This window comes from Rhodococcus sp. 06-1460-1B, assembly GCF_002258475.1.
Taxonomy (GTDB): domain Bacteria; phylum Actinomycetota; class Actinomycetes; order Mycobacteriales; family Mycobacteriaceae; genus Rhodococcoides; species Rhodococcoides fascians.
Genome location: NZ_NOYS01000004.1, coordinates 247,072 through 256,591, shown reverse-complemented (window position 1 = coordinate 256,591; position 9,520 = coordinate 247,072). Strand labels below are relative to the sequence as shown.

Sequence of the window (9,520 nt, the reverse complement as noted above, 5' to 3'; positions counted from 1 at the left end):
ATGAGCACCCCAGGGCCGAAAAAGAGGTGACCCGGGCATCGAACCCGAGCCACCCCTTTACAACGTCGAACTACCGCTCACACAAAATGCAACAGCCCCCAGAGGGCACCTAACCGCACCACTGCCGCTAGGCACTGAACGCCGGGTAATCCGTGTAGCCCTTGGCACCGTCGGTGTAGAACGTGCTCTGGTCCGGCTCGTTCAGCGGAAGGTCCTCACGCCAGCGGTACGCGAGATCGGGGTTCGCGATTGCCGGGCGTCCGACCACGACGGCGTCGCCGACGTTGTCGTCGAGCAGCGACAGCGCTTCGTCGCGAGTGGTGATCTCACCGAAGCCGCTGTTGACGAGCACGGCGCCGCCGAACGCCTGCCGCAGATCCTGAACCAGCTCGCCCGACGGATCCTTGTGCAGCACACTGAGGTACGCCAGACCGAGCGGTGCGAGCCGCTCGACCAAGGCGCGGTAGGTGGCACGCACGTCGTCGGAGTCCGTCTCGAGCGCATCCTGAATGTTGTGCTCGGGCGAAATGCGGATGCCGACCTTGCCGGCTCCGAGCGCCGCGGCCACGGCCTCGACCACCTCGGCCACGAACCGTGCCCGGTTCTCCGGTGAACCGCCGTACTTGTCGTCACGCTGGTTCGAGGCGGGCGAGAGGAACTCGTGCAACAGGTAACCGTTGGCACCGTGAACCTCGACGCCGTCCATACCGGCAGCGACCGCATTCTTCGAGGCCTGTACGAAATCGGCGATCACCGAGGGCAGTTCGTCCTCCCGCAGTGCACGCGGGGTGGGGTATGCCTTCTTTCCCTCGTACGTGTGAGTCTCGCCGTCGATGGCGATGGCACTGGGCCCGACGACCTCACGGCCACCCGTCGTCGCCTCGTGGGTCACGCGCCCGGCATGCATCACCTGAGCGAAGATCAGCCCGCCGTCGGCGTGCACTGCGTCGGCGACATTGCGCCACCCCTCGATCTGCTCGTCGGTCACCAGACCGGGCTGACCGGGGAAGCCCTGGCCCGCATGGCTCGGGTAGGTGCCTTCACTGACGATGAGACCGAGGGATGCCCGCTGCTTGTAGTGCTCGACCACCAGCGGACCCGGCACTCCGTCACGTCCTGAGCGCACCCGCGTCAGCGGAGCCATCACCAACCGGTTGTCGAGCTTCAGGTCACCGAGCGTCAACGGGGAAAACAACTTCATGGATCTCTATCTCCTTACGAGTGCGTGCACAGTCCTTGCCACTGATCACTCGAACCACCGAGATCCATGAAGCTATTCCGATCCGAGACATTGCTCACTCACAGGATGTACAGCATCTCCTGGTACGTCGGCAGCGGCCAGAGATCGTCGGCCACCATTGCCTCGAGGGTGTCGGCCGCAGAACGGACAGCCGCCATCGCAGGCAAGAGTTCGTCCTTGGCGTGGGTGGCCTCGGCCAGAGCGTCGCCGCCCGGATCCGCTTCGAGGGCCGCCTTCAATGTCGCCAACGCTGCGCGCAGCTCCGACAGTGGAGCCGAGACTGCGTGCAGCGCAGTCATGTCGACGTCGTCGACGCCCGCGCCCTTGAGCGCACTGACGTTCTGCGCCAATTCCGTCTGATAGCGCACGGCAGCGGGCAGGATGGATGTCTGACCCATTTCCAGCGTCAACCGCGCTTCGACGAACACCGTCAACGCGTACTGCTCGAGCCCGATTTCGTAGCGCGAGTGCATCTCTCGGTGGTTGAACACCTTGTACTTCTCGAACAATTCCATCGCCGACTCGGAAATCAACTCCGGCAACGCGTCGAGCGTCGTACGCAGGTTCGGTAGGCCGCGTGCCTCGGCCTCGATCTGCCAGTTGTCGGAGTAGCCGTCGCCGTTGAACACCACCGCGCCGTGTTCGGTGATGATCTCGGTCAGCAGATTCTGCACGGCGGTGTCGAAATCGGTGCCGTCGGCGACGGCCGCTTCGAGGTTGGTCGCCATGTAGTCGAGCGCCTCGGCCATGATCGTGTTGATCGTGACCATCGGGCCGTTGACGGTCTGCATCGAACCGGGGGCGCGGAACTCGAACCTGTTGCCGGTGAAGGCGAACGGGCTGGTTCGGTTGCGGTCGCCGGGATCGGTCGGCAGTACGGGCAGGGTGTCGGCACCGATCATCATGGTGCCCTTGCCTTTCGAGGATGTGGCTGCACCCTTGGCGATCTGGTCGAACACGTCGGCGAGCTGGTCGCCGAGGAAGATCGAGATGATTGCCGGCGGTGCCTCGTTGGCACCGAGGCGGTGATCGTTGGTCGCCGACGCCACCGAGGCGCGCAGCAGACCGCCGTACTTGTGCACTGCGCGGATGACGGCGGCACAGAACACGAGGAACTGCGCGTTGTCGTGCGGATTGTCGCCGGGCACCAACAGCGATCCCAGGTCGGAGTTGCCGAGTGAGAAGTTGACGTGCTTGCCCGAGCCGTTGACACCCTCGAAGGGCTTCTCGTGGAACAGGCACTCCATGCCGTGCTTCTTGGCAATGGTCTTGAACGTCGTCATCAACAGTTGCTGGTGATCGGCCGCGATGTTGCCGCGCTCGAACATCGGCGCGATCTCGAACTGTCCGGGTGCTACCTCGTTGTGCCTGGTCTTGGCAGGAATGCCGAGCTTGAACAGCTCACGCTCCGTGTCCATCATGAAGCCGAGCACGCGCTCGGGGATGGCACCGAAGTAGTGGTCGTCGAATTCCTGGCCCTTGGGCGGCTTCGAGCCGAACAGGGTGCGACCTGCATTGAGCAGGTCGGGACGGGCCAGGAAGAAGTGCCGGTCGACGAGGAAGTACTCCTGCTCCGGGCCACAGAACGAGACGATGTTCTCGATGTTCTCGTGCCCGAACAGCTTCAGGATGCGCTCGGCATGTCCGCCCATCGCCTGCTGCGAACGCAACAGCGGAGTCTTGTGGTCGAGGGCTTCACCGGTCATCGAGACGAACACCGTCGGGATGCACAGGGTGTTGCCGTTCGGGTTCTCGAGGACGTACGCCGGGCTGGTGACGTCCCAGCCGGTGTATCCGCGTGCCTCGAACGTGTTGCGCAGGCCGCCGTTGGGGAAGCTCGACGCGTCGGGCTCGCCCTGAATCAGCGTCTTGCCTGCGAATTCGGCGAGCGCACTGCCGTCACCGACGGGATCGAAGAAGCTGTCGTGCTTCTCGGCCGTCAACCCCGTGAGCGGGTAGAAGACGTGCGCGTAGTGCGTTGCGCCCTTCTCCAGAGCCCAGTCCTTCATCGCCGACGCCACCGCGTCGGCCACCATGGGGTCGAGCTTCTTGCCCTTGTCGATCGTGGCCATCACCGACTTGAACACCGACTTGGGCAGTCGCTTCTGCATGACGACCTTGCTGAAGACGTTCTCACCGAATATCTCGCCCGGCTTCTCGTCTCCGACGAAGCTGACCGCAGGCGGCACGTACGCCTCGACGTCTTTGATCGCCTGCAGGCGGACGGTATTTCCACTCATGGCTACCCCTTGGCAAGGTGCGCTCCGCACCTGGTGTGTGCGGAGTCCGACTCGGCGACTGTACGAATGCCTCGTGGCGGTGGTGTTTCGTCGCTGTGTCCACTGCAATGCAAAACCGTCGGAAGGCAGGAGTTTCCTTCCCCGCAGACGGGGGTAACTGCGTAGCCAGCGTAATCAACCGGAAAGCGTGGCCCCATGACCGACGAACTGACCGTCCGCCGCGTGATCGACGCACCCCCCGCATCGGTGTTCACCGCGCTGGCCAATCCCGAGGTCCAGGCCGCGGTCGATGGCTCGGACATGCTGCGCGGCGCGATCGATCCGACGCCGCTGAACGCGGTGGGCGACACCTTCGCGATGGATATGTATCAACCGGAACTGGGCGAGTACGTCATGGAGAACACCGTGTTCGTGTTCGAGCAGGACCGACGCATCGGTTGGATTCCCAATCGCCAGGGCATGGAACCCCGTGGCACGCGGTGGTCCTGGGAACTCGAGGAGGTCGCCCACGACAGGACAGCACTGACGCAGGTCTACGACTGGTCCCGCGTCACCGATCCGGAGTTCCGAAAGATGGCCGGCTTTCCGAGGGTGACCGAAGAACAGATCGTCGGCACGATGCGCCGTCTCGCAGAACACCTCGGCGTCACCGTCGAGAACTGATCCATCGAAAGAGAGAACCTCATGGTCGACGTCACCCGAACCTTCACCGCCGCTGTCGCGCTCGACAAGGCCGCGGCATTCCTGCGCGACTTCTCCAATGCGTCGGCGTGGGATCCGGGAACCGAGAGCTGCACCCAGGTCTCCGGCGGCCCGGTGGCCGTCGGAACGCAATGGCACAACGTCTCGAAGTTGTTCGGAGTCACTACCGAACTGACGTATACGTTGGTCACCGACGAGCCCGATCACGTCGTGCTCGAGGGGAAGAACAAGACGGCAACCAGCGTCGACGACATCACGCTGACAGCCGAGGGCCCCGGATCGACCCGGATCGACTACCACGCCCACGTCGAATTCAACGGTGCGGCAAAGGTTGCGGGCCCGTTCCTGAAGGCGGGCTTCGAGGCAAAGGTCGCTCCGGAGACCGTGGAGAAGATGACCGCCGCGCTGGAAAGACTGTGACCTCGGCGCTTCCGAGCTCAGTACCTCGAAGTCACTTTCGTTCCAGCGCAGGCTTTTTCGCGAGGACGGTGAAGTTGTCGGCCGCGGACTCGTGTCGGTCCGGCGCGATGCGTTCGCCGTCGTCGCCGTAGACGGCGATCAGTTCGAGGCCCGCGCCGGCCACCAGAGTGCGGACGTCGTCGAGGGTCGAGAAGTGCATGACGAGTGCGAATTCGTGGGCTTGCAACGGGGCCAGAGCCCACGATCGGTGATCCTCGGCTTTCGACCGATTGACGACCCAGTTCCGCACGCCGCGCACCTGCGCAGACGGATCGAGCAGACGACGTCCGACGGCGACGAGAAGTGCTCGCAGCGAGAACTGTGGCCGAGTCGTCGGTCGCCGTAACTGAAACGGGCTCTCCAGATACGACCGGCCACCGCGATTGAGCGTCGAGAAGACCACGACGCCTGTCTCGTCGGTCACCCGCGCGAATTCGGCCAGTACGCGGCGTCGTTGCTCGTGGGTCACGGTATCGAGTCCGTTGTTGCTGAAGACGACCAAGCCGAACTCACCGTCCTCGAACGCCGCCAGGTCACGAGCGTCGGCGACGTGCGCCGGAAGATCGGGAAAATTCTTACGGAAAGCGTCGATCATGTTGGGGGCGTAGTCGATTGCCACGTAGCGGTCGGACAGCAATCGCAGCAGCGGCGTGGTGCGGCCGCTGCCCACACCCACGTCCAGCACGGGAACCCCGCGGGCCGGGTCTGCTGCGGCGACCAAGGCTGCGGCCTCACCGCGATCGAGAAATCCGTCGGTGGGTCCCATGAATTCCACGTACGTGGCGGCGACCCGAGCATCGTCGAAAACACCCCGGTTGGAGTCGGTGGACAACTCGGACACCTCCACGTTGACGAGCTGCGGACGTACCGCAACTGCCGACGACCGTACCGACGAATCCTGAGGCGCGCCTGAGGTGCTGCCCCGGCGTCTCGGCACAGGTATGGTCTGGTTCCCCTCGTCCGTGCATCATCGACATATGACGAATTCGTACGACGCGTGGCCCGAACTTCGAGTCGACAGCTGGGCGGACACGCGCGACACGGTGCAACTGTGGACCCAGATAGTCGGCAAGACCCGAATGGCGTTGTCGCCCCCGCTCAACCACTGGTGGGGAGTTGCGCTGTACGTCGACGCCTCGGGCCTGACGACGTCGCTGATGCCACTCGGCGATCGAGGCCTCGAGATTCGCTTCGACTTTCTCGCACACCAGTTGATCCTGGCCACTACCGATGGCGAGCGCCGAACCATGAAGCTCGAGCCTCGAACCGTTGCGGACTTCTACGCCGAGTACACCGATCTGCTCTCCGGGCTCGGCGTGGAGGCTCCGATCGTGGCAGTGCCGGTCGAACTGCCACACGCGACACCGTTCGCCGAGGACGTCGAGCACGCGTCGTACGACGCCGATGCCGTCCAGAAGTTCTGGCGAGCGCTCGTCAGCGCTGATCGGGTGTTCTCGCAGTTTCGAGCCGGCTTCCGCGGCAAATCCAGCCCGGTCCACTTCTTCTGGGGCGCTTTCGATCTCGCGGTCACACGATTCTCCGGAAGGCCTGCACCACAGCATCCCGGCGGTGTTCCCAACTGTCCCGACTGGGTGATGCACGAGGCATACAGCGACGAGGTGTCGAGCGCCGGGTTCTGGCCGGGCGGGGCCGCGGAGGGCGCGTTCTACGCGTACGCCTACCCGAACCCGGACGGCTACGACAGCCATCCGGCCGTCACCGCCCCCGCGTACTTCGATCGTGATCTCGGCGAGTACGTACTTCCGTACGAGTCCGTCCGCACCGCTGAGGACCCCGACGCACTTCTGCTCGCCTTTCTCGAGAACACCTATCGCGCTGCTGTCGAGACCGCCCACTGGGACTAGCTCGGGTGGGGACGGTCATCGTTCCCCCCATTCGGGGGTATCCCACGGGTGACCCGGATCACTACCGTTCGTCGCATTCGGTATCGCACATATACCCGATACCCGACAAAAACGGAGGAACCATGACCGCTGTCTCGCCCGAGGATCCGGGCGTCGCCACTCCGACCCCACCGGCGGTGCAGACGAAGACGAGCGTCCGCCGAGTAGCGGTTGCCAGTGGCATCGGCACCACGATCGAGTTCTACGACTTCTTCATCTACGGCACTGCCGCCGCACTCGTCTTCCCCACGATTTTCTTCCCGGCGCTCGGTTCGACCGCGGGCACCGTGGCGTCGTTCGCGACGTTCGCCGTCGCGTTCATCGCCAGGCCCGTCGGTGCGGTGCTGTTCGGCCACTTCGGCGACCGCATCGGTCGTAAGAAGACCCTGATCTCGACCCTGCTGTTGATGGGCGTGTCCACCTTCGCGATCGGTCTCCTGCCCGGCGCAGCCACCATCGGAGTCGCAGCCCCGATCATTCTGGTACTGCTCAGATTCGGGCAGGGATTTGCCGTCGGCGGAGAGTGGGCGGGTGCCACGCTGCTCACTGCCGAGTACGCACCGGCCGGCAAGCGTGGGTTCTATGCGATGTTCCCGCAGCTGGGACCCTCGGCCGCGTTCATCTTCTCCAGTGCGACCTTCCTCGCCACCGGCCTGCTGTTCGGCGATACCAACGAGACCTTCCTCAACTACGGGTGGCGAATTCCGTTCCTGCTCAGCGCTGTTCTGGTCCTCATCGGCCTCTACATGCGGTTGGCCATCGAAGAGACCCCGGTCTTTCGAGCCAACAAGCTCGCCGAGGAGCACGCTCCGGCGAACTCGGCACCGACCAAACTGCCGATCTTCGACGCATGGCGCATCCAGAAGCGCGAAATCATCACTGCGGCAGGCGCATTGGCATCCCTCTTCGCCTTCTTCTACATGGGGACCGCATACCTGACGAGCTACGGCACCAAGACCCTCGGGTTCGACCGCCCGTTCGTGTTGGTCACCGGGATAGGCGCTGCGGTGATCTTCGGTATTGCCATCGCCACCTCGGCAACCTACTCCGATCGCGTCGGCCGACGCCGAGTCATCATGGCGGCGTGCATCGTCGCGGTGCCGTGGTCGATAGCACTGTTCCCCTTGCTGGACTCGGGCTCACCGGTCGCGTTCGTGATCGGCATGTGCGTGACGCTCGCAATCTTCGGTGTTGCGTACGGGCCGACCGGAGCTCTGCTTCCGGAGCTCTTCCAAACCCGATTCCGTTACACCGGAGCCGGTTTGGGCTACAACCTCGCCGGCGTTCTCGGTGGCGCGATTCCGCCGATGCTTGCCGCACCGCTCACGGCCGCGTTCGGCAGTATCTCGATCGGCGTGATGCTGGCTCTGCTGTCGGTGCTGAGTCTGGTCTGCACCAAGAGACTGATCGAGACCAAGGATGTCGACATGGCGTAAAGGCCCACAACCGACACACACAAAGAACCGCGGCCACCCGGAAATCGGGTGGCCGCGGTTCTTGTCAGCTGTCCTGGAACGAGACTCAGTCGTCGCCACGGGGCGGCGGCTGAACGTCGACGCCACCGGAGTTGTGCTCCGGTCCCGCCGCGGGATGCTCGGCCGGTACGCGACCGCGAGTCTTGGCGGCCTCACTGTCCTTGGTGGCACCCTCGGCGAACTTGCGACGCCAGCTCTCCTCGGGACGGTAGGGGCCCGGCTTCGGCCGAACCTTGCCACCCGGGAAGGCCAATCGCGCGATGGTCCGCTGGACCATGCCCCACTGCTGAAAGAACGGCCCGGTGTTGTAGGGCAATTCGTAGCGCTCGCAGATGTCCTTGATCTTCGGCGCGACGTCCGAGTACCGAGTGCTGGGCATGTCCGGGTACAGGTGGTGTTCCACCTGGTAGCTCAGGTTGCCGCTCATCAGGTGGAACAGCGGTCCGCCGTCGATGTTGGCGGCACCGACGAGCTGGCGAACGTACCATCCGCCGCGGGTCTCGTTCTCCACCTCTTCCTGGCTGAAGGTGTATGCCTGATCCGGGAAGTGACCGCAGAAGATGATCGCGTTCGACCAGACATTGCGAATGATGTTGGCGGTGAAGTTGGCGGCCACCGTCGAGAGGAACGTGCTCTCGACACCACTGACCCGACTGTCCAACAGGGCGGCCGTCCGGCGGTTCTTGCCGAAACGCGCGGATCCCCGCAGCTTGGACGCGAGGCGAGACCTCTTGCTCTCGGGTAGACGACCACCCGAGGCGAGCTGCGCCAGCGCGAATGCCCCGGCACTGATCAGCGGCCAGCCCACGTAGTCCTTGACGAACTGCTTCCGTGCCTTGACGCCGATGCCCTTGAGGTCCTCGACGAGCTCCTTGACGGGCTTCTCTCCGCGACGGATAGCCTCGATGTCGAGATCGTGCAGGGCGACGCCCCACTCGAAGAACGCCATCAGCAGCACGTTGTAGAACGGCTGGGCCAGGTAGACGGGGCTCCACTTCTGACGTGGATCGATACGCATGATCTCGTAGCCGAGATCCTTGTCCTTGCCGCGAATGTTCGTGTACGTGTGGTGCACGTAGTTGTGGGAGTGCTTCCACGAGTTGGCGGTGGACGCGGTGTCCCAGTCCCACACGGAGGAGTGGATTTCCGGATCGTTCATCCAGTCCCACTGGCCGTGCATGACGTTGTGGCCGATCTCCATGTTCTCGAGGATCTTCGCGATGCCGAGGCATGCGGTGCCGGCCAGCCACGCCGGCTTGCTGGTGGAGCCGAGCAACAGCACCCGGCCGGCAACCAGCAGCTGACGCTGGGCTGCGATCACCGAGGTGATGTACTTGCGGTCCTTGTCACCGAGGCTGGAGTACACCTCGTCGTGAATGGCGTCGAACTCCTTGGCGAGTTCGGCGATCGTCTCGTCACTCAAGTGCGCCAGCGGGTTCACCGGCTCATCGGTGTCGGTGACGCGCCTGGTGGTTTCGTCGATAGACATACATTCCCCTG

8 protein-coding genes are annotated in these 9,520 nt (G+C 64.0%); 4 read left to right on the top strand and 4 right to left on the bottom strand.

Annotated features, from left to right (window positions below):
- Positions 1-127: 127 nt before the first annotated feature.
- Both CH268_RS01795 and CH268_RS01790 read right to left on the bottom strand, forming a co-directional pair.
- On the bottom strand, positions 128-1,201 hold the full coding sequence (locus CH268_RS01795) for an alkene reductase (RefSeq protein WP_032386405.1): 1,074 nt from the start codon (positions 1,199-1,201) through the stop codon (positions 128-130).
- 98 nt (positions 1,202-1,299) lie between these two features.
- A complete protein-coding gene (locus CH268_RS01790) occupies positions 1,300-3,480 on the bottom strand; it encodes a glutamine synthetase III family protein (RefSeq protein WP_094621566.1) in 2,181 nt (726 codons plus the stop codon).
- 195 nt (positions 3,481-3,675) lie between these two features.
- Between CH268_RS01790 and CH268_RS01785 the strand changes: the two genes are divergently transcribed.
- Positions 3,676-4,143, top strand: coding sequence for an SRPBCC domain-containing protein (locus CH268_RS01785; protein WP_032369124.1), 468 nt, complete (start codon positions 3,676-3,678; stop codon positions 4,141-4,143).
- Positions 4,144-4,164: 21 nt separating this feature from the next.
- A complete protein-coding gene (locus CH268_RS01780) occupies positions 4,165-4,602 on the top strand; it encodes an SRPBCC family protein (RefSeq protein WP_032407211.1) in 438 nt (145 codons plus the stop codon).
- 31 nt (positions 4,603-4,633) lie between these two features.
- Here CH268_RS01780 and CH268_RS01775 read toward each other — a convergent pair whose 3' ends face one another.
- Positions 4,634-5,473, bottom strand: coding sequence for a class I SAM-dependent methyltransferase (locus CH268_RS01775; protein WP_094662213.1), 840 nt, complete (start codon positions 5,471-5,473; stop codon positions 4,634-4,636).
- Positions 5,474-5,618: 145 nt separating this feature from the next.
- Here CH268_RS01775 and CH268_RS01770 point away from each other — a divergent pair, with 145 nt between their 5' ends.
- Both CH268_RS01770 and CH268_RS01765 read left to right on the top strand, forming a co-directional pair.
- A complete protein-coding gene (locus CH268_RS01770) occupies positions 5,619-6,506 on the top strand; it encodes a DUF5996 family protein (protein WP_094662168.1) in 888 nt (295 codons plus the stop codon).
- A 122-nt stretch (positions 6,507-6,628) separates the two neighbouring features.
- A complete protein-coding gene (locus tag CH268_RS01765) occupies positions 6,629-7,981 on the top strand; it encodes an MFS transporter (protein ID WP_027495755.1) in 1,353 nt (450 codons plus the stop codon).
- A gap of 85 nt (positions 7,982-8,066) precedes the next feature.
- Here CH268_RS01765 and CH268_RS01760 read toward each other — a convergent pair whose 3' ends face one another.
- A complete protein-coding gene (locus CH268_RS01760; protein WP_027495754.1) occupies positions 8,067-9,509 on the bottom strand; it encodes a fatty acid desaturase family protein in 1,443 nt (480 codons plus the stop codon).
- Positions 9,510-9,520: the final 11 nt, after the last annotated feature.